Consider the following 24767-nt stretch of genomic DNA (forward strand, 5'->3'; position numbering starts at 1 on the left):
GGTCTGTCCATGCTGCTCGCTCGTCCGGCGGTTTCTCCATAGGGAGCAGGTGGCAGGGCACGCAGGAAGTAACGCAGAGGATGGAAGGCAGGCGCCAGGACGAGAACTATGGCAACGCCAGCGCTGACTGCTAACCTGGAGAGAGCGGCAACCGTGGGCTGCGCCCTACCCAAGCGTCCGCACTTTGCTTATAATGTGAGTACCCAACGCCGTAAGGAGACCGCTGGATTATGCAGCATATTCCCAATCTACTGAGCCTCAGCCGGATCGCCAGCACCCTGCTCATCTTCATGCTGGTACTGATCAACCAGCACTGGGCTTTTTTGGTGGCCACGGTTTTCTTCGTGCTGGCATCGATCACCGACCTGCTCGACGGTTACCTGGCGCGCCGCTATCACCTGGTCTCATCGCTAGGCGTTTTCCTCGATCTGACGGCAGACAAGGTCTTTGTCTCCAGCATCCTGATCGCCCTGGTGCAAATCGGACTGGTACCAGCCTGGATCGTTGTGATCATCGTGGCCCGCGAATTCCTGGTCACAGGTCTGCGTTCAATGGCCGCGGCCCGGGGGACTGTGATCGCCGCAGGGCGCTGGGGAAAGCAAAAAACTTTTATCACCTTGCTCGCCATCGGCGGTATCCTCCTGGCCCACGGACTTGGCGACCCCCAGCTGGCGCTCTTCCCCACTCCCATCCTGACGTCCTCTCCCGCAGCCTGGAGCTTGAGTAGCTTGCTCCATCTGTTGGCAGATGTCGCGCTCTTGCTGGCCACCTTCTGGACCATCATGTCAGGAGTGGAGTACGTGCTGCGCGCCTTGCCACTCCTGCAGGGCAAAGAGGATCGCCTGCGCGCCTAGGGCGGAACTTTCCTTTCGCCGCCACCCAGAACAGGGCCGGCGAGGCCACGGCCAGAGGCTCAGCTCAGACGTCTGCCCACTCCTCGGCGCCGCTCGCCGACTCCTCTCTCGCCAGCTCAGCGAGAGGAAGCCGCGCCGCCGGGTGACGCTACCACCTCCTTCTGCCCAAGTTTGCGCTCTTTTCCAGACAGAAGCCGCTCAATATTATCAGAATGGAAAAATATCACGAGCAGGGGAGCAACGATCATAAAGATCATGGCCGGTACGGGAAGCCAGCCGAGGACACCAGAGACAATGCCACAGACCATGACGGTGACACAGCCTACCAATGAGCCGAGGGAGACATAGCGGGAGAGGGCTATGGTGCTAATAGTGAAGACTGCCCCAATGCCAAAGATGAGGAAGGAGACAGGGGGAGCAACAAAGAGCAATGAGCCGGCCCCAGTGAGGACCCCTCTGCCTCCTTGAAAGCCAATAAAAACAGGGTGGCGATGGCCGATGAGGGCCGCTAAGCCTGCCAGCAGAGGACCCCAGCCCAGTACGTGAAAGAAAGGTACGTAGACAGCCAGGAGCATCGGCAAAATACCTTTGGAGAGATCGAGAATCATGACAATGATGGCCGGCCCCAGTCCGAGAACACGGTTGACATTGGTCGCCCCCGTCTTGCGACTGCCATAGTTGCGAATATCAAAGTCACGTCCGCGCAGAATCTTGCCCATCCAGTAGCCTGGTGGCAGCGACCCCCAGAGGTAGCCGATGACGGCCACGAGCAAGAGTCTGAGCGCGATAAAGATGGGTTGATCAGCGGTAAGCGGCATAGGAGCCTCCTTCGTTGACTCTGTGAAGTCAGCGCTAGCTAGCACCGGTTGGCGGCGCGTGGTCGCGCGCCCTTATTATAGGCCACAATGTCCGCCGGATTCCAGCCAGCCAGTTCCGATAGAAGCCCCTTCTGCTCTCTCCTGGCGCTCTTTGACGGTCTTGCCTTCATCCGGCAGCGGACAAAAAGCCGCAAGGCCACGGTTGCCCTCAGCTGGCAGCTGGCCGATCTTGTGACCAGAGCAGACTATCAAGCAGACGAACACCTCCAATACGGACCGCGGCTACGAGCAGCGCTCTGTCTCCCAATCCAGCCAGCGTCGTTAGTGCTTCGGGATCGCACAGCGCGACATAATCTAGCGTCGCCAGAGGCTCAGCCTTAATGAGCTGCTCCATTGCCTGGATGACCGCCTCTGGCCGCCGCTCACCAGCAAGCAACAATCCCAAACCGGTCAATAAAGAGCTATAGATAACACGAGCAGCAAGACGCTCTTCAGCAGTTAACAAGGAGTAACTTTCGCTATATACCAGTCCATCGGCATCTCGCTGCTCAGGCAGGACCGAGATCTTCACGTCGACATTGAGGTCGCGTACAAGGCGACGCAGGAGGGCCACCGTATAGACCTCGTTGCGCAAGACATAGGCGATATCTGGACGGACAAGCAGCAGCAGTTTGCAGGTGGTCGTGGCGATGGCCTGCAAACGTTGCGGATAGAGCCGGGCTTCGAGACATTCGGCCAGTGGCCCAGCAGGGGTGACATAGGTGGCAAAGTCTGGCGGATACATCGCCTCCCACTGCGGCGCGAAGACCACATCAACCCCCAGCCGCTCCAGCAGCTGCAGGTCATGGTCACTGACCCCTTGCTCGTGTGCACGGCGAGCCAGTTCTTCCGGCGAGGTGAACTGGAGAGGGTCGGCGAAGAGGCTGACAACACAGATTTCACATTCTCGCCTGGCTGCCTCGATGAGAGCCAGGTGCCCCGGATGTAAATAGCCCTGCGTTGGCACCAGGGCTACGGCTCCCCCAGACAGCCAGCCACGCGCCGTCTCAGTCATCTCCCACAGTTCATGAATCACGCGCATACTTTCTCCCTGGGCTGCGCCCATTTGTATAAAAATGTATCTCTATTATTCATTATGTGCGCGTATTGTAGTTGCTCGGTGGTACGGCGTCAACTCACCTACCATGCTATACTACTCAGCGAGCCAGCCCCCTCTCTCAGCTGCACGCGCCCGGTCCCATGCAACCTGACCCTGGCCATCGCTGTGACCTTTGGCGGTGCGCGGGCGGCTCTTGCTGGTGCTCGCTGAAGTAGCGCCACCTCGCCTCTCATGCTATACTACTCAGCGAGGAGGTCTGCGTCTCACCCATGAAGAACGCTTTGCCCCGCCTGACATGGCTGTTGCGCCTGAGCGCCTTCGCCAGTCTGCTAGCGGGCCTGGGGGCCGGCCTGGCCGTCGTCTGGCACCGTCTCCTGACACCGCAGCTGCTAGAGAGTGCGCTGCCGGGTCAGGCGCGGCTCTATCGCTGGCGACACGGCTACATCTTCTACAAGCTGGTTGGTCCCGAGCAAGGGCCGCCGCTGGTGCTCTGGCATGCGCCCGGGCTGGCGGTCTCCGCTTATGAGCTGCGCGAGCTGGTGGCCCTGTTGGGGGAACAATACCGGGTCTATGCTCCTGACCTGCTGGGCTTCGGCCTCTCTGACCGACCCGCGCTCCCCTACAGCGGCACACTCTATACCGAGTTGCTGAGCGATTTCCTGCGGGAAGTGGTCGGGCAGCCAGCGCTGCTGGTGGCCCAGGGTACAAGCTGTCAGTATGCCCTGGAAGTGGCCAGGCGCAGCCCCGAGCTCTGCCGTGGTCTGGTGCTGCTCTGGCCAGAGCAAGACGCCGAGTGCTGGCAGGAACGCTTGCCCTGGCTCAGACCGCTGCTGGCCTTTCTGGCTCGTCCTCCTCTGCTGGGGCTGCTCGTCTATTGCTTGCTCACGACGCGGCTCGCGTTGCGCTTGTTGTCGGCCCCAGGGCAGACGCATAGCAGCCTGGACTATCGCTATGCCGCGACTCACCAGTTCGGCGCAGAACACGCTGTACGAGCCTGGCTTACCGATCGCCTTCGCCTGGAGGCCAATGGGGTCCGGGTCTGGCCCCCCGCGAAGTCTTTACGCTGCCCTGTCCTGCTCGTGCAAGCTGATCCAGACGGGAGCAAGACAGAGGACTGGCCCAGGCTCCAGGAGCAGGTGGCAGCAGTTGAGCAGCTCTGGATCGAGGCCCGGCACTGCACGGTCGACCGGCAGACAGCCACTCTGATCAGCGCTCGCCTGAGCGCCTGGCCAGGACTCGCTCCCCAGGGAGAGGAGATCTCCAAGGTGGCCCCTGGCCCTGGCGAGGCTCACGAGGCGCCCCTGGCCCCCGAGAGTGAGCTGACACACCCCACAGCTGCCTCTGTGACGGCACAGCCTCCGCAGCAGTCGACAGTCGGGTCAGAGCCTGTTTTTGAAGCGTACTGCGTCAGATGCAGACAGAAGACCCCAATGCTCTCTATATCGGAAACGACGCTCAAAAATGGGCGTCCAGCGCTCCAGGGCATCTGCGCACGCTGCGGAGCACGCATGTATCGCATTGGCCGTCGCTGATGGGTCGGGTCGGCCCAGACCAGGAAACCGCCAGCCGCCCTGGCCGCTACCTGGAACGGAATCAGCCGTGTCCGTCGTTTTAATCATAAGAAGGGAGGTCACAGAAGCGAGGGAAGGAGCCAGACAGGAGCTGGAAGCTGGTCACGCAAGCCATGCCGGCCACATCATGGGTCCGCCTGGTGGCTGGCCCGGTGCAGCGTTGGCCTGAACGGAACGCACCAGGGCAAACGGGCCTGTGACCAGCCGACATAACTCCATAGCAAAAATGGCTACCTGATTTGACTTGACGTCCGGTTTTTGAGACCGTATAATCTCTGTCATGTGTTGCGCACCTGGCGTAGCGCCTGCTGCGCGCTGAGCAGCTCTTGAGGGACCCTGACGGCATAACCACGTGGCAGCATTGCCCCAAACTCTGCACGGATGCATGCGCAGTGGATCATGATCGCCGAGCCGTGCCCGAATATAGTGCGAGCGCGGTCCAGCGATCACTTGCAACAGAAGCATGCCTGTTCTCTTCCCCGGTTTTCACAACCCACCGGGCCTGCCTGGTGGGAGGGGCTACGGATTCGCCTTCTGACATGTCCAGCCCCAGGCAGCCACCCATGCCGTGGCTTCTAGCGATGGCCAGGGCCAGCAAAGCAAACCAACAAGGGTAAGGACAGCAGGCAGCCGGTCTACCCCGGGCCTTCCACCTCGAGCGAGCGCGCTGGGTTGCCCCGAGCGCCTGGTCACAGAGAGGGGCAAGCCGTCAGGCCAGAGCACCATCTCATCATAGAGACCACAAGGCCGCCAGCCGCCTCCAGAGCAGGCGAAGGTGTCCGCCGAGCCGCAGCAGTCCCAGTCTGATCCTGGGGCCAGGCAGAGAAGTGTTCCAACGGACCGGACGATAACAAGCTAGAGCTAGCGATCGCGAAGATCTGGGAGAGGCAACCGCGAACGAATCACGCTTCGATCACGAGCCTTAAGACCAGAGAGGAGTAGGAGTCTAAATATGAGTATTGGTGGACAGAGCGATGTAACACCCGAGCGCAAGGTCTACTTTCTGACCCCTGAAGGATATCGCAAGAAAAAAGAGCGCCTGGAATACCTGCGCACGGTCAAGCGCCAGGAGGTTGCTGACTTCATCCATGACGCGAAGGAAGCCGGCGACATCAGCGAAAGCGGCGCCTACGAGGAGGCCAAGCGCCAGCAGGCTGCGGTAGAAGGCGAGATTCTGGAGCTGGAGAAATTGCTGGCCTCTTCCGAGATCATGACCGCTGATATGCATAGCGATCTCGAAGGCCCTCCGGTCGTGCGTATCGGTATGCAGGTAGAGGTGGAGACAGAGAGCGGCGCAACACGCACATTTAAAATCGTAGAGACCTACGAAGCCGATCCCAAGTCCGGTTTGATCTCCGACCAGTCTCCGGTTGGTAAGGCTCTGCTCGGCCATAAGGCGGGCGACGTCGTGAGCGTTTCGACGCCGGGTGGCGTGACAACCTACAAGATTCTGTCGGTGCGCCCAATGCTCTAAGCAGGGGAGCGGGCGTCAGCAGCCTGGCCCAGGCTCACGTCCTTCTTGACCACACAGAAGAACAGCAGGGTGGCTCCGCCGCCTCGCGCCGTCAACTGGCACACGAGAGCAGGCGTCGATCGCCACCCTGCCCATTTTATTGCTCCATCAGCTCTTTGCCGCAGCACCCGCAGAGCAGACCAGGAAGCCGGTCTGGCCGGCTAGCCCTTGCACCGCTTAGACCACAAACTGGCCATTCTTGTAGAAGAGTAGACCGTCGATCCGAATCTCACTCTCCTGGCGCATATCACATACCAGGTCCCAGTGGATAGCCGACTGATTGCCGCCGCCCGCCTCGGGATAGGAGGCCCCCAGCGCCAGATGGATGGTCCCCCCAAACTTCTCATCAAAGAGCGAATGCTTGGTAATGTGCTGAACACGGTAGTTATTGCCAATAGCGAATTCTCCCAGCCGGCGTGCCCCCTCATCGATGGCCAGCATGCGATCCAGATATGGCTGACCCTGGGCCGCCTGGGCCTCAACCACGACGCCGTTTTCCAGGCGGAGGCGCACATCTTCGACCGACACTCCCTGCGCGCTGCAGGGAAAACGGAAGCGAATCCAACCGTTGGCCGAGGTCTCTAGCGGACTGGTGAAGATCTCCCCGCCGGGCAGATTGTAACGGCCATCGTCGCTGACAAAGCGTCGTCCCCTGTAGGAGAGCGTCAGCTCGACGTCCGGCCCACGCAGCTCCACGTTGGCTTCCTCACGTGCGCTGAGCCACTCCACCAGGCGCTCTTGCTGCTGGTGCAGCTCCGCCCAGCGGGCCACCGAGTCCTCATCATCCAGAAAGCAGGCACTGTAGAGGAAATCCTCGAAATCGCTCAGGGACATGCCCGTGTTCTGAGCATAGGCGGGCGTCGGGAACATGGTCGCTGTCCAACGCAGCGACTGCGGATCATGGCGCTGACCAGGTTGGGTGCGTTTCATCAGGATCTCACGCATTTCTCTTTTAGCTTGCTGTACGAGCGCCAGACGAGCAGGATCAACGCCGCTCAGCTCCGCGGTGTTTTCCTCTGACTCGATATCGAGGAGGGCTTCATACTCCTCCCAGATCAAACGCTGCAACGGCGACACAAAGGTCAGCTGCTCTTCGCTGGCCTCTTTGAGGATGATTTCAGAGAGACCTGGCAGCTGCAAGAGAGGGGCAACATGGGACCCGGCACGCACCGCTTCCCGCACAACTTCGCAGATGAGAGGCGCCGCCAAGGGAGTGGCGAGAATCGCCAGACGATCTCCCCGACGCAATTCCAGGGAATGGTGGACGAGAACGCGCGCCATGCGCTGCACACGCGGATCGGACATAGCCTTGACTTTGCCTCCTTCAACATCAGGCCTGCGCCGGCTGCTCGGGTCCCGCTTCAGTCGAGGACGGAGAGGCTGCAACAGGCTCGATTTTGGCTGGCAACCCGAACCAGCCGATAAGACCGGCCAGCACTGTCAGCCAGCCGCCAATAATAAACAGAATATACACCGGAATGAATTGAGCAAGATAGCCCCCGATGGCGATCGAGAGCACACTGGCAATAAACATGCTGGTCTGGATAACAGCCTCGACACGCCCGATGAGCGTGCGCGGCGAGCTGATGAGGACCAGGGCCATATAGCCGACTTCGATGCCGCCCTGGAGGAGCCCCGTGAGGCAGTAGAAGAACAAGGCCAGGGGGAACCAGACCTGAAAGCCAAAGACGACAATCCCCAGCCCCGTCAGGAAGACGCTCCCAGTCAGTAAGGAGCGCGGCGAGAGCTTTCTGCTCAAGGCTCCAGCGATTAGCGAACCGATCAGCAGACCAACGCCACTGCCAGTGGCCATCGGACCATAGAGCTCAGGGCTGACATGGAGGCGTTGGCTGATGAAGACGATGTCCAGAGCATTGAGAGCACCTACGCCAAACCAGTTGATCACCAGGAGCAGCATGACCACGCCAAGAACCCGCGAGCCAAGGACAAAGCGGAAACCGTCCACTAGCTCGGTCAGCACCGCACGCACGGCCCCAGTCCGCCCCTCACCAGCCGCCACCTCGGCTCGACGCTGCGCGCCCGGCTGCAGGGCCTGAGCCGAGACGCGCATGGCCAGGATACAGAGGGCCGAGACCAGGAAGGAGAGCGCATTGAGAATCGTCCCAAGGTAGGGGCCCACCAGAAAGTAGAGGCCCGCTCCCAGACTCGGACCAGCAACGACGGCGAAGGCAAAGCTAGACTGCAGAATCGAGGCCGCCCGCGGCTGGTCTTGCTCGGCCAGAATGACTTGCATGACCCCCGAGCGCGCCGGCGAGAAGAAGCGGCCCAGGCTGCCAATCAGGAAGACCGCCAGATAGATAGCAGGCAAGCGCAACGCCGGCGGCACCAATAGAGGCCAGAGGGCAATAAAGCAGCGCAGCAGGTCGGAGACGATCATGATCTGACGGCGATTCCAGCGATCGACAAAGACGCCAGCAATCGGTCCCACCAGCACATAAGGGAGATACTGCGCCGCCCAGATGCCACTGACTGAAGCCGCGTTGGGCACCAGGGAATAGGCCCAGATCTGCAAGGTTGTACTGTAAATGAAATCTCCCAGATAGGAGATGATCTGGCCGCCGGTCAAGAGAAGAAAATTACGGTTGCGCACCAGGCCCACGGCAGGCGCCTCTCCCGCCGACCGGGCCGCTGTCTGGGGGGAAGTAGGTTGCTGCGAATCCAATGTCATGCAGAACTTCCTTTCTCTGTCGCAGTAACAGCCAATCGCATCCAGTGCATCCAGTGCAGGCGAAGTAAGATCACGACCCACGCTCCAGGCCGCGATTAGGACACGGGGCCGCAGAGCAAGCTGACGAGCAGATGGACAGGTAGGTAGGGAGACCTACCCTGGCCCAAGAGTCAGGTCCGAGATGAAAGCGAGAGCCTGGGAATCTGGCACCCAGCTTTGCAACTCTGCCAGCCAGTCAAGAAGCCAGCTCACTCGCCTGCAGCCGGTCTTTGACGGAAGGACCGTCGCATCCCAGACTCAGGCTCAGGGCAGCGACTGCCCCTGCTGTCCGCTCCTTTTCTTCGTCGAACAGCGGCAGCAAAGCAGCAATCATGTAGATCTGGCAGAGCCTTTTAGCTACCTACGGTTCTTAATACTCAGGCATTGATCTATTCTTATCGATCAATATCGGCAATCATGCAAAAAGATAAAGTACAGATGGCTATGTTGTCAAGGCATTTTATAGCAAGATCATCAGCTCGTTGTTCTGGCAAGGATAGCTCACGATCTCTGCAATTGGGAAGAAAAAAAGAAGGCTGGCTGGTAGCTATCGAGACATGCTACAATAGAGGGGTAACCACTGCGGGGATTGCCAGCCACAGTGGTTCTCTGGCTTCTAAGAGGGGGGAGACCATTCATGACAGAGAGCGCAGCGGCAGCGAGGAGGCCGAATCGGAGCGGCCCGCCGATCGACGTAGACATCTACAGCGGTTCAGCGACCCCGGAGCTGGCACAGGCGGTAGCAAGCTGTTTGGGGCGTCCCCTGGGGCGGCGGGAGCTGCACCGTTTTGCCGATGGCGAATGTCACGTGCAGATTCAGGATAGCGTGCGCGGGAGGGACATCTACATCGTTCAATCGACCTGCCACCCGGTTAACGAGCATTTGATGGAGCTGCTCGTGATGATCGATGCCTTCCGTCGTGCCTCGGCGGCGCGGGTCACGGCGATCATCCCCTACTATGGCTATGCGCGTCAGGAGAAGAAAACCACGGGGCGCGAGCCAATTACTGCCAAGCTGGTAGCCAATCTACTATCGACCGCCGGGGCTAATCGCGTCGTCTCCGTTGACCTGCACTCGCCGGCCATCCAGGGCTTCTTTGACATCGGCATGGACCATCTCACGGCCATTCCGCTGCTGGGCGAGTACCTGCGCCAGCACATGGACCTGGGCGATGCCGTGGTAGTGACGCCGGACACCGGGCGGGTGAAGGTGGCCGACGTTTACGCCAACATGCTCAATATTCCCCTGGTCGTGATGCACAAGCGGCGTGGGGGCAACCACGCCCAGGACGTCGAGGTGCGCGCCATCGTCGGCGAGGTAGCCGGCAAGCGGCCCATCATTGTCGACGACATCATCTCGACCGGTGGGACCATTGTCACCTGTACTCAGGCGCTGCTGGAGGCCGGAGCCAAGCCAGACATCACCGTGGTTGCTACTCACGCCGTCCTGACTCCGCCCGCGGAGGAGCGGCTTTGCATGCCTGAGATCACGCGCGTGGTCACCACCGATACGATCCCTCTGGGTAATAAGACCCTTGGGGGCAAGGTCGTGGTGATCTCCGTCGCCTCGTTACTGGCGGAAACAATCGAGCGCCTGCACGAGGGACGCTCGATCAGCGCCCTCTTCCGCGACTGGCGTGAGAGCTATCCTGTCTAATATTGACACATCCTATCGGGAACGCTCATAATATAGAGGCATCTTATCATGGGTGCCACGGGCATACTTGCCCCAACCAGGGGCAGCAAGGAGCGTTTCATGCTAACCTTTGAAGATGTGACCGGTTTCTTCCTAAAGGCGGCTGCGGAGGTCGGGCTGACGGCACATCCCGAATACTGGATCAACTCCCGCACCATGGAACGTGAATTTGCCTGCACCTGTCACATCGGAAGCTGCGAACAGGTCGAAAACTCCAGCATCTGTACCGTCTCCTTTAGCTGGGGTAGTCTGGATACCGCGCTTTCCCTCGAAGGGCCCAGGGGAGTCTGCGATTTCTTCCACGAGCCCCACGCCAATTGCCCGCACCTGCGCACGCGCGAGATTCCTGCGCTGGTGCTGGACCTCTCCTACTCGCTCTCCCTCAAAGGGACGACTTTCTCGGAAGAGTCGCTCCTCTCTCTGACCCAGATGCTCAGGCTGCGCGCCAGTGAGCACAGCAGCCGCACGATCGAGACCCGGCCCGGCGTCACGTTGACTCTCCAGGACCATCGCCTCGCGCCAGAGTCACTGACGCTCCAGCAGCGCGTGGAGCTCCCGATCTGGCACCCAGAGGGTTTGCGCGGCCTACATGAGAGTTTTCCTTACCAGTACAGCGGGGGTCATACACTCAGTCCAGGCTGGAGTCATCGCTACAACTATGAGGCGGTGGAGGACGAGGGCGAGACGGAGATTGTAGCCGATGACCCGCATCCCGAAGAATGGTTACCTCGGGTCATGGTCGATGTCTGCCAGGACATTGTTCATGTGCTTGAAGCCTTGAGCGCGGTCTGCTCTCTTCCCGACTAGGCCAAGGGGGAGAGCAGACCTCCTGTTCCGTCTGTCTGCTCTCGCTGCCTGTTGATCCTCTCTGCCTCCAGCCTGCGAGATCTCTTCTCCTGCTCCTTCTTCTCTTCTACCTCGCCCCGCCTGTCTTACACAACAACACGGCTCACTCAATAGCGGCGCGGTGGTCGTCGGCGGCGCTCCGGCGGTAGCAGGACATCGATGGCGTCGTCAACGGTGACAATTCCTTGGAGCGCACCCTCGTCGTTGACCACCGGCACGGCGAAGAGATTGTATTTGGCAATGATCTCGGCGACGCTGCGCGCGTCAGCTTCGGGCCGCACTGTGACGAGGTCGCGGTGCATGAGTTCTTGCAGCGTCTGCTCTGGCGAGGCGACCAGCAGGTTCCAAATGGAGACAACGCCGAGCAGATGCGGCTCGTCGCGCTCCTCATCGTCGACAACGTAGATGTAGACGGTGTGGCCATCCTGGTCAAGGATCTGGCGACGCAGGGCCTCCAGAGCCTCGGTGCTGCTGCGACTGCCGTTCAGGGCCAGGTAGTCAGTGGTCATCAGGCCGCCGGCGGAGTCTTCGGCGTACTCGAGCAGCTCACGAACGTCCTCGGATTCTTCAGGCGTGAGCAGGCGCAGGAGCTCCTGAGCCCGCTCTTCGGGCAGGCGAGCCAGAAGATCGGCAACTTCGTCCGGCTCCATCGCGTGCAGGATGGCGGCGGCTCGCGTGGCTTTGAGCTTCTCCAGAATATAGGTCTGGCGCTCGGTGTCTACTTCCTGGAGAATGTCTGCGGCGGTGTCATCGTCAAGGCCCTCCAGCAAGCGCGCGCCCTGGGCCGGCGTGAGCTGGTGAATGATGTCGGCAATGTCGGCAGGGCGCAGTTCGGCCAGGGGCCCACTCGGCGGACGCCGCAGCTCCTCACGCGCCTGCCCTTCGGCCCGGCCTTCACTCCTCTCTCCTTCATCCAGACCCTCTTCTGCCAACGGCTCCCCTTCGCGCAGCAGCTCCAGCCGCTCCCAGGGGATGAGGTTGCCCGGCGCCTCGCGCCCTCTGGCCCCTAATAGCCAGGCGGGCATCAGGCGCCGCAGCAGGCCCCAGGTGCTGGTGTCGATCCCAACGATACGCCAGTCCGGCTCTAAGCAGACATCGTTGACGCGCACCGGGCGCCTCCTCTCCAGATCAACTGCCTGCCTGTCAAGGACCTCGTGCGCCAGGCTGATCTCGTTTTCGACCGCCGCAGGCGGCGGGAGCTCGGGCAGGGCCATGCGCAGGACCAGCGCCTGATCGCGTACCTGGATCGCCAGCGGTGTGACCCGCCAGAGGCGCCCGTCCTGACCCTCTACCAGCAGGGCGCTGGCATAGGTGGGACCGCCAGCCTCTTCGCGCGCCTGCGCGGGGGCCACCAGCACATCGGTGAGTTTCCCTACGCGCGTACCTTGCGCGTCCTCTACGGGTGCACCGAGTAGATGACTCAAATATAACATCGTGCCTTTATTTCGACATTTCGAGTCGCGAATCCGAAGCGACGCCCTCGGGGGCGCGTGTGGCGCCGACGCGAGCCACGCTCTCGCCTGCCTCGGGGGTGCTCGCGCTCATGCCAGCGTGCCGTTTGCAGGCGGCAATGAAGTCGCGGAAGAGCGGATGAGGGCGGTTCGGGCGGCTCTTAAACTCAGGATGGAACTGAGAAGCGACAAACCAGGGATGGTCGGCCAGTTCGATGATTTCGACCAGGCTATTATCGGCGGAGCGACCGCTGATGACCAGGCCGTGAGCCTCCATGCGCTTGCGGTACTCATTGTTGAATTCGTAGCGGTGACGATGGCGCTCGAAGACGATGGCCTCGCCGTAAGCCTGGTAGGCCCGCGTGCCGGGGATCAGGCAACAGACCCAGTTGCCCAGGCGCATCGTGCCCCCTTTCTCCGAGATATGGCGCTGGGTCGGCATGAGGTCGATGACGGGATGGGGGGAATGCGGATCGAACTCCGAGCTGTTGGCGCCTTCGAGGCCGAGGACGTTGCGCGCGAATTCGATGACGCTGACCTGCATGCCCAGACAGAGACCCAGATAGGGCGTGTGGGTGCGGCGCGCATAGCCGGCGGCCTTGATCTTGCCCTCGACGCCACGGGGACCGAAGCCACCGGGTACGACGATGCCGTGGACGTCTTCCAGGGCCTCGGTATAGGCCTCGCCCATCTTCTCCAGGGCCTCCGAATTGATCCACTTGATCTGGATATCGACGTCGTGGTACCAGCCGGCATGGCGCAGCGCCTCGGCCACCGAGAGATAGGCGTCATGCAGTTCGACGTACTTGCCCACCAGGCCAACGGTCAGGGCCGGGCGCGGCTTCTTGATCTTCTCCACCAGGGCGCGCCATTCTTCCATCCGGGGCGCATGGCCCGGCAGCGAGAGGGTCTGCACCAGGTAGTCGCCCAGGCCAGCCTCCTCCAAAATCAAGGGGATCTCATAGATGGTCTCGACGGTTAACAAGGGGACTACGGCACGGGTTTCGACGTTGCAGAAGAGGGCAATTTTCTCGCGCAGCTCCTCGCTGACGGGATAGTCGGAGCGGCAGAGGATGACGTCAGGCTGAATACCGACGCGCAGCAGTTCTTTGACGCTGTGCTGCGTGGGCTTGGTCTTCAATTCGCGGGTCGCGCCCAGGTAGGGGAGGAGGGTCACGTGCAGGTAGAGCACGTTGGCCCGCCCTACATCCTTGCGCATCTGGCGAATGGCCTCCAAAAATGGTTCGCCCTCGATATCGCCGACGGTGCCGCCTACCTCGACGATGACGACATCGGCGTCCGAGCGGCGGGCCACGTTGTGGATGCGCTCTTTGATCTCATTGGTAATATGGGGAATCACCTGAATTGTGCCCCCCAGGTACTCGCCACGCCGCTCTTTGCTGATGACGGTGGCGTAGACCTGGCCAGTGGTGACGTTGTTGGCCTGGTACGCTGGTTCATCGGTGAAGCGCTCGTAGTGGCCCAGATCGAGGTCGGTTTCAGCTCCATCGTCGGTGACAAAGACCTCGCCATGCTGATAGGGGGACATGGTGCCAGGGTCGACGTTGATGTAGGGGTCGAGCTTCATGATGGAGACGGAGATGCCTCGATTCTTGAGCAGGCGCCCGATGGATGCAACGCTGATACCCTTGCCCACAGACGACGCCACACCGCCGGTCACAAAGATAAATTTTGACATAAGAACTCCTCCTCGTGTGGAGCCTTCTTCACCATCGCATATGAGACCGTCTTCATTTGCTCAGTCAGTCAGTCTGTCTGCTAGTCTGTCTGCCATTCTGCCATTCTGCCACTCACTCGCTCACTCACAGCCTGCCTGGCCCAGGCAAGCGCCCGCTACAGGCCGCTCAGCTATCCCGCAACCAGCTCCCCCGCTCACTGGCCAGGCGCTCCCCAGCAGGGAGGGCAGCAACAGAGTGGCTCGCTCTGGAAGCCAGCTTCTATGAAGACGCTTCCGTTTAGCTCAGACTGCGGCAAGAGAGGATCACGACCTGTGTTTCCGTTGGCAGATTGCTCTGCGAGATCACGAGTTTGGGCTGGGGATTGAGCGACTCCACGCCCATCTCGCGGCAAAAGGTCACCAGCGCTTCAGGCAGCGACTGCGAGCCGTCGGCTGCCAGAGGGTAGTAGTGCATGGGAATGACGATGCGCGGCACCACCTGGCTGATCACTTCAGCCGCCTGCGAGGCGTTGAGGGTGTGCTCGCCACCGATGGGCACTAAGAGGACGTCCGCATCGGCGACTTCCTCAAGCTGCTCTTCTTGTAGGGTATGACCCAGATCGCCGAGATGGCAAACGACGATGCCATCTATGTGAATCACATAGATGGTATTGCGCCCACGTTCGCGCCCCCGCTGATTGTCATGATAGGAGGCGACGCCGGTGATCAGCACGTCGCTGATCTCGTACTCGCCCGGCCCGCGCACAATACGGGGATTCCCCTGCACTGCGCGGACGTAGTTGTGATTGGGATGCTCGTGACTGATGGTGACAATCGAGGCGCTGACCTTACCCAGGCGCAGAGGCTCCTTCTGCTGCGGGGCGACTTCCGTCTGGGGAGCGAACGGGTCCGTGATGAGTGTGACTTGTTTTCCTCGCAACTGAAAACAGGAGTGGCCGAGCCAGGAAATCTCCATGTGCAAAATGTGAGGACACCCGAAGGTGTCCGCTCCCGCTAAATTCAAGAAGAGGGCAGCCGTCAGTCACGCGCTCATGCCTGGCAGACTCCCCTCGTGTTGCCTTACTGGTCGACTGTTCGCAATGGACAACATAAGTGCGGGCGGGGACTGCAGTCCTCGCCCGGATTACATTGTACCACAGGGATAGGTCTTCTACAAGGGAACCTCTGACCAACCGGGCTTTTTTCCTTAGTCTGGTTGCTCGCTCGTGCGCTCGCAGTAGAACGCTGGTTTGCTTGACGGGGCCTGGCCCCGCGATTTATACTGCTGCGATAAGCGGCGCCGCTTCTCTCCACTCGCTTTCTGCCCGCCAGGCGCGAGGAGGGAGGGAGGTAAGACGTCTGCACTCTGGCTCGCCTGAAGTATGGATGAGATGATCGTATGCGCCTGGAGGAACATGTGGCTTTTTCGACGGCAGCAGCCCTGGTGGCTCTGCCGTGGCTGAAAGAGGAGGTCTGGCTGCCCTACACGGCCAGTATCTTGATTGACCTTGATCATTATCTGGAGTTTGTGGCGGCTCGCCGGCGCCTGAGCCTGCGCGAGGCGCTGCGCTATCTGCGCACGCCTCATCGTCAGCGCGGCCCACTGCCTAAGCCCCTGCACCAGCCGCTGACCTTGAGCGCGCTGGCGGCTCTGGCCGCGCTGACTCGCCAGCGCTGGCTGTGGTTGGTGCTGGCCGGGATGCTGTTTCATGTGAGTCTGGATGCTTGCAACAATGAGCTGGTGCGCGGCATCCAGCGCCAGCTCCAAAGGGAGGCCGCCGGTCGCTGTCCCGGCTGCGCCCGCCAGGTGAGCCGGCTGGAGTTGCATGCCCGCCGCCCCCTTCGGAGCTTGCTGGCCCGCTATCAACGGGCCAATTATGTGGTGCTTTGCCCGGAGTGCCATCGCCTGGCCCACCAGCAGCGACAGACGGTGACCACGATGGCCAGCGCCTCCCGCTAGCTTTGTCCGGCCCCGCCCCAGTGGGGCCACGCTCTGGGCGGGGTCCGCGACCTGTTATCTCTGGCTCGCTGTTGCTTCGGTGGCTGCTCCCGGTTCGATGTCTCGACGGGAGGAGCCTTCTGTGATATAATCGCCGCGAAGGTTTTGGCCAATCGATGGCCTGCGATGAAAGCGAGGGTGAACCTTGAATACGTTGCAAGCCTGGGCCCCGGCTCTCCGGGTGATTCAGATTATTCTGTCTGTGGCTGTTATTCTCTTTATCTTGTTGCAGGCACGCAGCGCCGGCCTGGGCAGTATCTTCGGCGGGACCAGCGCCGGCTCGGTCTTTAAAACACGCCGCGGGGTGGAGCGCCTGATCTTTAATTTGACCGTCATCTTTGTGGTGCTCTTCGCTCTGGTCTCGGTGGTGATGATGTTGCTTCCCGCTTAGATCAGACCGTTCACCTCGACCTCGGCCAGGTAGGGGCGCCTGGGGAGACCGCTCTTCTCCTGCATGGGCTCGCTCGATACGGCTGCTCCGCGCCCCCCCCAGCTACTCCCGACTCTCCCAGGCTCTAGCCCTGCCTTGCCCACTACTATCAGCCTGGACTGGATGAGCGGCTTTTTGCGCTCTCTTTTGAACCCCCCCAGCACACCCCTCCCCCAGACTCTGCTTTTCTCTCTCTCATTTGCTCTGGCAATGTGGTCTTTTCCTTGAACAATAAATAAGCATACATGAATTTATGGATGTAGCGCTGTCCAGGATCTTTGAACCCGGCAGCGATGCGCTGCGCTTCTCAGGCTGGTTGTTTCTGTGTGAGCACATTGACATGTTCCATGAACGCTTTCTACAATCAAAGCAGGCAAGCAAGGAGCAGGAGGGCGAGTATGATGGAGCAACCGCTGAGTTTTTCGGCTGAGGCGGGCCTGGCCGAGGAGGCTGGCAGTAAGCCTGGAGAGGTGGAGCGGCTCCTGCCGCCGGAGGCGCCGCGCGAGCTGGGCCATTATCGTCTGGTGCGCCTGCTGGGCCGTGGGGGCTTTGCTGAGGTCTACCTGGGTGAGCATCGCTATCTGGGAACCGCGGTGGCCATTAAGCTCCTGCGGGCTCGCCTGGACCCTGAGATTCTGCAGCGCTTCTGCGCGGAGGCCCGCCTCGTGGCTCGCCTGGACCACCCTCATATTGTGAGGATCTTCGATTTTGTCCTGCTGGAGGAGCAGGGCCTGGCTTTTTTAGTGATGGAGTATGCTCCTGGCGGGACTTTGCGCCAGCGTCATCCCCGTGGTAGCCGCTTGCATCCGGCGACGATCCTGCTCTATTTGCAGCAGATTGGGGCCGCTCTGGACTATGCGCACCGTCAGCGCTGCATTCATTGCGATATTAAGCCGGAGAATATGCTGATTGGGCGCGATGGCTCGCTGTTGTTGAGCGATTTCGGCATTGCGTCCCTGGCCGGCCAGAGCCAGGGGGACTGGCCACAGGCAGAGGCCATTGCGGGAACGCTGGCCTATATGGCGCCGGAACAGCTGGCGGGTCAACCGCAGTTGGCCAGCGATCAGTATGCGCTGGGAGTGGTGGTCTATGAGTGGCTGTGCGGGGAGTGCCCTTTTCGTGGTTCGCCTGCTGAGGTGTTGGCCCAGCATGTGCAGGCGCCACCACCGTCGCTGCGTCAGCGCGTGCCCACCCTGCCGCCGGCGCTGGTCGCCGTGGTGGAGCGGGCCCTGGCAAAGCAGCCGGAGGCGCGTTTTGCGACAGTGCTGGAGTTTGTGCGAGCTTATGAGCAGGCCCTGGGCCAGGCTCTCCGTCCCCGCCCTCGCTTCCGTCCTCCTGCGCGGTTCTCGCAGGACCAGGTCGAGCGTCCGACACGGCGGGCCTTGATGGTGGGGATGACTAGCCTGGCAGCCAGCGGCTTGCTTGGTGGCGGGTTGACCTGGCTGGCTTTTTCTTCGTCTCAGCTGCACCCCAGTCGCCCGCCACTGCCCGATTGCCCGCTGCCGCTGAGTCAGCCAACCAGACAGCCGCTTGAGGGGCCAGCCCAGGTGACGCCCACCAGACCAGTCCCCCAGGAGCATCAGGGCCAGCACCATGCTTCTTCTTCTTCTCCTCCTCTCTTTCCCCGAGCGTGGCCTTCCGCTGTCTCGCGGTCGTCTGGGTCCGCGCGTCCTGAGCAGCACCGTGTACCTTGACAGGCCAATTTCGCCAGTGCTACCATGTACGATCGTGATGACTGTTCCTTTGTGCTTTGCGCTCAGCGTCGGCCCGCGCACGGCTGCGCTGCGCAGCGAGGCTATTCGCCCGAGCCATATCGCGCATGCTCCAGCCGCATGAGCCTGGCGCAGCTTATGCGGCAGAAATGAGGAGCAGCGCCACCAGTGTAAGCCAGGGCAGGACCAAGCAAGCAGGACGCCGTTCTGCTGATGGTGGGTTTTTGGCCTGCAAGCCAGCTCTGAGGGGAGAGAGCGAAGCGCTCTCCGCTCCTTCCTGTCTCTCCCGTCGCTGGCCTGGTCTGGCCCGGTTTGCTGCCTGGCGAAGACGTTGCCGCGATCGGCAAGCCTCTCCTCCTTTGTTTGCTTTGCTCCTCTGACTGCCCTCTCCCTCCGTTCAGCCTCTCTGCTGGCCTTGGTTTTGCTTCCTCTGACGGCTGCGCCAGGCTGGTTCCTTTCACTTCACTACTGCGTCCATTGCAGACGCTCGCACTTGCAAGAGCATGTGATTCTATTATGAAAGGAACAGGCTGGATCATGGAAAAGCGGATCGAGGGCGAGGGCGAGGGACAGAAAGCCCAGCCGTCGAGGGCATCGTCGCGCGGCGCTCGCCTGCGCCTCTTACTGGCCTACGACGGGTATAATCTGGCGACGAATGCGACCTTGAGTAGCGCGGTCTGGATGATCTATCTGGCGCGCCACGGCTATAGTCCCCTGGCCATCGGCTTGCTGGAGATGACTTTGCATGTGACGAAGCTGTGCGCGGAGATTCCCACGGGGATCTACGCCGATTTGCTGGGGCGGCGTCGCAGTCTGTTGGTGTACTGCGGTCTGTCGGCAGCGGCGATGCTCGGCCTGGCCTGGCCACTTGGGCCGTTGGTTGTGCTGAGCTTTATGCTTTGGGGCCTGGCTTTCGCTTTCCGTGGCGGCGCTGAGGAGGCGCTGCTTTGGGGCCTGGCGCGGCGTCTGGTGACTGGCGAGGGCCAGCAGCAGCGCTACTTTCGTCGCTTGATTAGTCGCATGTATCTGCTGGCGCTCGTTGCGGAGGCGGCCAGTACGAGCCTCGGGGGGCTACTTGGCCAGGTGCAGGAAGTGCTGCCGTTCCTGGTTCAGGCAGCCCTGGCGCTGCTGGGGATGCTGCCCTTGCTGGCACTACCGGAGGAACGTGGCAGTAGCCAGCGCCAGCCGCTACGGCATTTGCTGCAGGGATTGCGGGCAGTGCGCAGCGATCGGGTGTTGGTTGCTCTGCTTGCGCTGGCGGGCCTGGTTGAGGGCTGCGGCCTGACCATTTATTACTACCACCAGCTCTATCTGGTCGGTCTGGGGCTGACGCTGGCCCAGGTGGGCCTGGTGATCGCTGCCAGCCAGGTGATCAGCTTCGGCTGCACCGCCCTGGCTCCGGCGCTGCTGGCGCGGCTGAGACAGAGCCATCTGCTGGTCGGGCTGCTGGTGGCGTTGGCCGGCGGGCTGCTGTTGATGAGCCTGCCACTGGTACCGCTCAGTCTGGCGGGTTTCCTGGTGCTCTTCCAGGGAGCGTACGCGCTCTGGCAGCCGGTGGTGAGTACCTGGCTCAATGAGCGCAGCCCCGAGGCTCAGCGGGCCACGGTGCTCTCTCTGCAGACGGGTCTCTTTAGTGCGGCAATGGTGACCCTCTTCCCGCTCTTCGGTCTGGGAGTAGGAGAAATGAGCTACCGCTCGCTCTATCGTGCGCTCGCGCTGCTGGCCAGTGGTGGTTTGCTGCTGGCCGGCCTGGGAAGCTTGCTCTGGGGAGGCCAGCGAGGACTTCGCGGGAGCCAGAAGCAGAGCGAGCAGCCCTGAGTACGGCGGCCAGCGGATCGCCCGCGCGCCGCTCGTGACACTCGTCTGGCGCGCAGGTTCTGGTCAGGCGGTGAGCCGGACGGGGCGACGCTGGCCTGCCATTTTTTGGGCACAACTTACAAATTTTTAGCTACTCGTCAGCAGCGATCTTGTACGACATGACGCTACCGACACGTGGCCGCGCTAGAACTGAGCAGCAGGCACTTTCAGCGTCTTACGAGTACTTGACGAGCTTTCTTCTCTCTCCTACAATAAGTATGCTGGTAGATTGTTAGCCAGAGGCCCGGCAGGGCCAGCTTCGCTACGACTGTGTCACACGGGGAAATCCGCCCAACCCAGGGCTTGCAAGCACGGGCAAGAGAACAGGCACGATGGTTGATCATTCGGGTAGACAGCTCGATAACTACTTCCTCCTCCGCTTGCTTGGGCAGGGTAACTACGGCCAGGTCTACCTGGGCGAGCATACCCAGCGCAAGCATCTCGTGGCGGTGAAGGTGCTCCACACCGGCCTGAACTATGAGGCGCTGCGCCATCTGGTCAATGAGGCCCGCCTCTTCCGCCTGCGACATCCACATATCGTGGCAGTCCAGGACTTCGGTCTCGAGCAGGCGCTCGGGGTGCCTTTCATTGTGATGGACTATGCCCCCAACGGCACCCTGCGCCAGCGCCATCCCCAGGGAACGCGCGTGCCGCTGGAGCTGGTGCTGCACTATGTGCAGCAGCTCGCCGATGCCCTGCAGTATGCCCACGATGAAAATGTGATCCACCGCGACCTGAAGCCGGAAAATATGCTGCTGGATCAGGAGGACCGCCTCCTGCTGACCGACTTCGGGATCTCGGTGATCGTGCAGACCCCCCCAGGCCAGACCCCTCTGGAGCAGCAGAACGCCGGGATCGCCGGCACCCCCCACTATATGGCCCCGGAGCAGTTTATGGGACGTACCAGCCGCGCCAGCGATCAGTATGCGCTGGCGGTGATCGTCTATGAGTGGCTCTGCGGCGATCCCCCTTTCGATGGAACCTTCTATGAGCTGTATGCCCAGCATTCTCAAGCCTCTCCTCCTTCTCTGTTGGAGCGCGTGCCCGAGCTCTCGCCCGAGATCGAGTATGTGATTATGCGCGCGCTGGCAAAGGACCCCAAGGGACGCTTCGCCAGCGTGCGCGAGTTCGCTCAGGAGTTGGAACGCGCCGCCCGCTCGCTGCTGGTGCTCAATTATGTGCCGCGCATCCAGCCTCGTAGCCGCCAGGAGTGCTTCGATGATGGGGTGGCTTTTTATTTTCAGGGCCGCTATAAGGAGGCGGCTGAGGCTTTCTCTGAGGCTATCTCACAGGACCCCACCTACGCCGACGCTTATGTGAACCGCGGCAGCTGCTATCTGCAGCTCCAGGAGCCTGAAAAGGCCCTCACCGATTTCGATCGCGCTCTGGAGCTGAATCCTCAGCAGGCTATCGCTTATAATGGGCGCGGCTACGCCCGCTGCGCCCTGGGCGATGATCGCCGCGCGCTGGCCGATTTCGAGCGCGCTCTGGAGCTTGATCCAGCCTACCTGGAGGCTTATTTTAACCGGGGCCGCGCTTATCGCCGCCTCCAGGAGTATGAGAAGGCTATCTCTGACTATAGCCGCGTGCTGCAGCTCGACCCCTCTCATGTCGACGCCTATAATAATCGCGGCAATGCCTATTGCTGCCTGGGCAATTTCGAGCAGGCCATCGCCGATTTCAGTCAGGCTATTCGCCTCAATCCCGAGTATACGCTGGCCTACAATAACCGCGGTAATGCCTATGATGCGCTGGGCGAGCACGAGCTGGCTCTCTCCGATCTGACACGCGCTATCGAGCTGGATGCTTTCTACGCTAATGCCTACAATAACCGTGGAACGGTATATCGCAATATGCAAGAGTATGAGCAGGCTCTGGAGGATTATGAGCGCGCTCTGGAGATCCAGCCCGATTACGCCCTGGTGTACTACAATCGCGGCCTGACTCGCTATGAGATGCAGGACTATGAGCAGGCCATTCAGGATTTCGAGCGCGCTCTGGAGCTTGATCCCGGTTACGTGGAGGCTCATATCAGGCGCGGCATGGCTTATGATGCTTTGCAGGAGTACGAGAAGGCAATTGCGGATTTCAATCGGGCTGTGGAGCTGTCCCCCTGTCTGGCACGCACTTACGTTTACCGCGGCCTGGCTTACGCCGGTCTGGGGAACTACCGACGGGCAATTCTGGACTACGATCGCGCTCTGGAGCTGCGCCCCGATGATGCTGAGAGCTATCGCCATCGGGGTGTGGCCTACTTCCGCCTGGGAGACTACCAGCGGGCGATTCTGGACTACGATCGCGCGCTGCAATTGGACCCGAGCAATCGGCTGGTGCGGGCGAGCCGCGAGGAGGCGCTCTATCGGCTGCGCCAGGAGCGGCGGCGCGAGGCTCGTTGAGCCTTCCCACCTCCGTCGCCGGGCCTGCCTGCCCCCTCCCTTATCTCGCTCCTCCCTTTGCTTGCCGGCCTTGCTCCTATCCTGGCCAGGCCGGCGCCTGCCAGAGCCGCCAGCGCTCTCCCTTCTCTATCTGCTCGGCGGGACTGACCACAGGCGTCCTTTCCCTCTGGATGAATGGATAGCGCTTGCTACCATGACCACAATCGGATCAGCAGGTTTTCAGGATCAGGAGTAGAATAGAGAAGCATGACCACTCCATTCGATCAGCTCAATGCTAAAGAGCAGCAACAGCCAGAATACAGATAAAGACCAGAGACGAGCACCGGGCAGATAGAGCTGGCTCCTTCTTCTGCCCCCCAGCCCGCGCCTTCACTGGAGGAGATGCCTGCGGCGGCGCCGTCCCTGGCGGGGCAGCCCTCAGCCGAGGCTCCCCCGCAGGCGGAGGAGCTTCTGAGACAGGCCCAGGAACTCCGCAAAAGTGGCGCTTTGGAGGCGGCACGCTCTACGATAGAGCAAGCACTGCGATTGCAGCCGAAGAGTGCTATACTGCTCAATGAGCGTGGCGAGATTCGCTATGCACAGAGAGATGTCAACGGCGCTTTCGCCGACTGGCAGGCTGCTCTGGAGCTGGAGCCTGCCTGTATCGATGCGATCAATAACCGCGGGGTTGTCTTTCTGGAGCGGGGTGAGTATGAGCAGGCCCTGGCCGATTTCAATGCCGCTCTCCTGCTCCAGCCTGATCATGTCGAGGCTCTCTCTAACCGCGGCGTCCTCTTCCTGCGCCAGGGGCAGTATGAGCAGGCTCTGGCCGATTTCAATGCCGCTCTCCAGCTCAAACCCGACCTGGTCGAGGCTCTCTCTAACCGCGGCGTCCTCTTCCTGCGCCAGGGGCAGTATGAGCAGGCTCTGACCGACCTGAACGCAGCCCTCCAGCTCAAACCCGACCTGGTCGAGGCTCTCATCAGTCGCGGCGTCCTCTTCCTGCGCCGGGAACAGTACGAGCAGGCTCTGGCTGACTTCAACGAGGCTCTCCGCCTGCAGCCGACGCATGCCAGGACATTGGTCGAGCGGGGCCGCGTCTTGAGGGCCATCGCCCCCGAGCTGGCTCTGGCCGACTTCAATGAGGCCATCCGCCTGCAGCCGACCGCCAACGCTTTCCAGGAGCGCGCTCTTCTCTTTTTGAGTGAGCAGCGCTACAAGGAGGCGGTCGCCGACTTCACCGAGGCGCTGAACCTCTCGCCAGCGCCTTCGTCTGCACTGCTGACCTATCGCGGTACCGCTCATTTGCGCGCGGGTGATCTGCTCCAGGCCCTGACTGACTTCAATACCGCCCTCCAGCTCAAGCCCGAGGATGCTTCCGCCCTGCATGGGCGCGGGCAGGTCCTGATGAAGCTAGGAGAGGCCGAGCAGGCATTGAATGATTTCAATGCAGCCATTGCTCTGCAGCCGGCGAATGCCACTTTCTATGAGAGCCGGGGCACGCTGCTCACGCGGTCCTTCGATCAGGAGCGGCAGCGGCAAGCGCTGGCCGATTTTACGGAGGCCATCCGCCTGCAGCCCAACAGGCCTATTCCCCACGTTGGCCGTGCGGCCCTGCTCTTTGGCAAGCTGCAGTGGGAGGAGGCCCGCGAGGCCATAGAGGAGGCGATCCGGCTCAATCCGTTCGATCCTTACACGTGCCGCCTGGCGAGCGAGATCTACCGCTGGCTGGGCCAGCGCGAGGAGGCGATCGCCAGTCTGTCGCAGGCGATCAGGCTGCAGCCAGGGCGGGCGAAAGACTACTGGCAGCGCGCCACTCTCTATCTCTGGCAGGGCCGCTATGGACTCGCCGCCGCCGATTTCCGGCAGACTCTTCGCCTGGCGCTGCGCGCCAGGCGGCGGCGCCTGCTGCAGGCCGCCGGCTTCTGGAAACGGAAGGAGAGCGGGCAGGAGGGCCGACTGTGACTGAGCAGTCACGCTCTTTTGCTGCGCTACCCGGTTGCTCTCTACCACAGGGACATGAGTAGCTCATAGCGCAGCTAGTGCAGCCCTTCTTGTATGAGGCTATGAGGGAGAAGATGAGGAGGCTCTTCTACAGGCAGCAAGGCAGCAGGTCCCAGATTCCGATGAGGAAAGCTGT

19 protein-coding genes are annotated in these 24767 nt (G+C 61.3%); 12 read left to right on the top strand and 7 right to left on the bottom strand.

All coding sequences use genetic code 11. The features are described 5' to 3' along the window. Window positions 1-230: 230 nt before the first annotated feature. Window positions 231-854, top strand: coding sequence for a CDP-diacylglycerol--glycerol-3-phosphate 3-phosphatidyltransferase (pgsA, locus tag BGC09_RS17945; RefSeq protein ID WP_069805609.1), 624 nt, complete (start codon window positions 231-233; stop codon window positions 852-854). Between the two features lie 116 nt (window positions 855-970). Here pgsA and plsY read toward each other — a convergent pair whose 3' ends face one another. Together plsY and BGC09_RS17955 are read right to left on the bottom strand one after the other, a co-directional pair. Then, on the bottom strand, window positions 971-1672 hold the full coding sequence (gene plsY, locus BGC09_RS17950; RefSeq protein ID WP_069805610.1) for a glycerol-3-phosphate 1-O-acyltransferase PlsY: 702 nt from the start codon (window positions 1670-1672) through the stop codon (window positions 971-973). 208 nt (window positions 1673-1880) lie between these two features. Continuing rightward, window positions 1881-2753 carry a 4-phosphopantoate--beta-alanine ligase gene (locus BGC09_RS17955; protein WP_069805611.1) on the bottom strand — a complete coding sequence of 291 codons (873 nt, stop codon included), beginning with the start codon at window positions 2751-2753 and terminating at the stop codon, window positions 1881-1883. Between the two features lie 287 nt (window positions 2754-3040). Here BGC09_RS17955 and BGC09_RS17960 point away from each other — a divergent pair, with 287 nt between their 5' ends. Both BGC09_RS17960 and greA read left to right on the top strand, forming a co-directional pair. Next, a complete protein-coding gene (locus BGC09_RS17960) occupies window positions 3041-4303 on the top strand; it encodes an alpha/beta fold hydrolase (protein WP_069805612.1) in 1263 nt (420 codons plus the stop codon). A 991-nt stretch (window positions 4304-5294) separates the two neighbouring features. Beyond that, on the top strand, window positions 5295-5816 hold the full coding sequence (greA, locus tag BGC09_RS17965; protein WP_052890546.1) for a transcription elongation factor GreA: 522 nt from the start codon (window positions 5295-5297) through the stop codon (window positions 5814-5816). A 216-nt stretch (window positions 5817-6032) separates the two neighbouring features. On the opposite strand, the gene BGC09_RS17970 is transcribed toward greA, so the two are convergent. Together BGC09_RS17970 and BGC09_RS17975 are read right to left on the bottom strand one after the other, a co-directional pair. Then, entirely contained in the window at window positions 6033-7160 is a 1128-nt protein-coding gene (locus BGC09_RS17970; protein WP_069805613.1) for an aminopeptidase, read from the bottom strand. A gap of 25 nt (window positions 7161-7185) precedes the next feature. After that, the gene (locus BGC09_RS17975) at window positions 7186-8544 is read right to left on the bottom strand and encodes an MFS transporter (protein ID WP_069805614.1); all 1359 of its coding nucleotides are present in this window, start codon (window positions 8542-8544) and stop codon (window positions 7186-7188) included. Between the two features lie 676 nt (window positions 8545-9220). On the opposite strand from BGC09_RS17975, the gene BGC09_RS17980 reads away from it, so the two are divergent. Next, window positions 9221-10240, top strand: coding sequence for a ribose-phosphate diphosphokinase (locus BGC09_RS17980; RefSeq protein ID WP_141727846.1), 1020 nt, complete (start codon window positions 9221-9223; stop codon window positions 10238-10240). 99 nt (window positions 10241-10339) lie between these two features. Continuing rightward, on the top strand, window positions 10340-11086 hold the full coding sequence (locus BGC09_RS17985; RefSeq protein WP_069805615.1) for a hypothetical protein: 747 nt from the start codon (window positions 10340-10342) through the stop codon (window positions 11084-11086). A gap of 146 nt (window positions 11087-11232) precedes the next feature. Here BGC09_RS17985 and BGC09_RS17990 read toward each other — a convergent pair whose 3' ends face one another. From BGC09_RS17990 to BGC09_RS18000, 3 genes are all read right to left on the bottom strand, one after another. Next, on the bottom strand, window positions 11233-12558 hold the full coding sequence (locus BGC09_RS17990; RefSeq protein ID WP_084659074.1) for a magnesium transporter: 1326 nt from the start codon (window positions 12556-12558) through the stop codon (window positions 11233-11235). 7 nt (window positions 12559-12565) lie between these two features. Then, window positions 12566-14275: a CTP synthase gene (gene pyrG, locus BGC09_RS17995; RefSeq protein ID WP_069805617.1), complete on the bottom strand. Its 1710-nt coding sequence runs from the start codon at window positions 14273-14275 to the stop codon at window positions 12566-12568. A 277-nt stretch (window positions 14276-14552) separates the two neighbouring features. Next, window positions 14553-15230 carry an MBL fold metallo-hydrolase gene (locus BGC09_RS18000; RefSeq protein ID WP_069805618.1) on the bottom strand — a complete coding sequence of 226 codons (678 nt, stop codon included), beginning with the start codon at window positions 15228-15230 and terminating at the stop codon, window positions 14553-14555. 423 nt (window positions 15231-15653) lie between these two features. Here BGC09_RS18000 and BGC09_RS18005 point away from each other — a divergent pair, with 423 nt between their 5' ends. From BGC09_RS18005 to BGC09_RS18035, 7 genes are all read left to right on the top strand, one after another. After that, window positions 15654-16214, top strand: coding sequence for a hypothetical protein (locus tag BGC09_RS18005; RefSeq protein WP_069805619.1), 561 nt, complete (start codon window positions 15654-15656; stop codon window positions 16212-16214). Window positions 16215-16398: 184 nt separating this feature from the next. Continuing rightward, the gene (gene secG / locus BGC09_RS18010) at window positions 16399-16644 is read left to right on the top strand and encodes a preprotein translocase subunit SecG (RefSeq protein WP_218104095.1); all 246 of its coding nucleotides are present in this window, start codon (window positions 16399-16401) and stop codon (window positions 16642-16644) included. 292 nt (window positions 16645-16936) lie between these two features. Next, entirely contained in the window at window positions 16937-17113 is a 177-nt protein-coding gene (locus BGC09_RS22980; protein ID WP_176728970.1) for a hypothetical protein, read from the top strand. Continuing rightward, window positions 17082-18377, top strand: a complete 1296-nt coding sequence (locus BGC09_RS18020; protein WP_176728971.1) for a serine/threonine-protein kinase — start codon at window positions 17082-17084, stop codon at window positions 18375-18377. Before BGC09_RS22980 ends, BGC09_RS18020 begins: the two co-directional genes overlap by 32 nt. A 555-nt stretch (window positions 18378-18932) precedes the next feature. Beyond that, on the top strand, window positions 18933-20213 hold the full coding sequence (locus BGC09_RS18025; protein ID WP_069805622.1) for an MFS transporter: 1281 nt from the start codon (window positions 18933-18935) through the stop codon (window positions 20211-20213). 371 nt (window positions 20214-20584) lie between these two features. Beyond that, on the top strand, window positions 20585-22648 hold the full coding sequence (locus tag BGC09_RS18030) for a serine/threonine-protein kinase (protein WP_069805623.1): 2064 nt from the start codon (window positions 20585-20587) through the stop codon (window positions 22646-22648). 381 nt (window positions 22649-23029) lie between these two features. After that, window positions 23030-24592: a tetratricopeptide repeat protein gene (locus BGC09_RS18035; RefSeq protein ID WP_069805624.1), complete on the top strand. Its 1563-nt coding sequence runs from the start codon at window positions 23030-23032 to the stop codon at window positions 24590-24592. The last annotated feature ends 175 nt before the right edge of the window (window positions 24593-24767 follow it).

It is taken from the genome of Thermogemmatispora onikobensis (assembly GCF_001748285.1).
Classification (GTDB): domain Bacteria; phylum Chloroflexota; class Ktedonobacteria; order Ktedonobacterales; family Ktedonobacteraceae; genus Thermogemmatispora; species Thermogemmatispora onikobensis.